Origin of the sequence: Thiolapillus sp., assembly GCF_048562965.1 — a bacterium.
Taxonomy (GTDB): Bacteria; Pseudomonadota; Gammaproteobacteria; order Chromatiales; family Chromatiaceae; genus Thiolapillus; species Thiolapillus brandeum_A.
The window spans coordinates 1-534 of the sequence record NZ_JBHNMF010001608.1; the positions used below are offsets into that span (position 1 = coordinate 1).

A 534-nucleotide genomic window follows, 5' to 3' on the forward strand; every position below is an offset into this window, starting at 1 on the left:
AGGCCTATTGCCGCATCTCCAGTTACCTGCAGACCATGGCAAATCAGGGATACAATCCGCTGGTCGCCATTCAAATGGCCTTTTCGGGACAGCTCTATGCTGATAGGGGTGAGTAGTTACAGGCGATCATTGATTTTTTCGTTAATAAACTGCTCTCTCGCCTTTTTTACGATCTTCCTAAACTGCTCCAACACCGACTGAGTCAATCTTCCACCGTAAATCCTTGAAGCGAAAAAACGGACAAACTCCTCAGAAGGTTTTTCTAGTTCCTGCTCAAGAATCTTTTTTATTGCTCCTGTGTACTTGAGCGTACTTGCAGTGGTAAGTATTATATCTTCCAAAGAAAATGCAGATGTAGTGAATTTTTTTAGCTCATTGATCTGATGGTCTTCAAAGTCAAGAATATTGAATTCAAAAAATGGCTCTTCCCCTGATTGAGTGGGCGCCCATCATCTAGTAATCCCATCAGGGTAAAGATCCAACCCGCCGAGATGGAAGTAAATGGCATTGGCAAACCGCTCTTTATTGCGGAAG

General features: G+C 43.3%; 1 protein-coding gene. It reads right to left on the reverse strand.

Features of this window, described 5'->3' with window-relative positions:
• Positions 1-116 precede the first annotated feature (116 nt).
• Positions 117-341, reverse strand: coding sequence for a hypothetical protein (locus ACOCD2_RS25790; protein ID WP_293690280.1), 225 nt, complete (start codon positions 339-341; stop codon positions 117-119).
• Positions 342-534 lie beyond the last annotated feature (193 nt).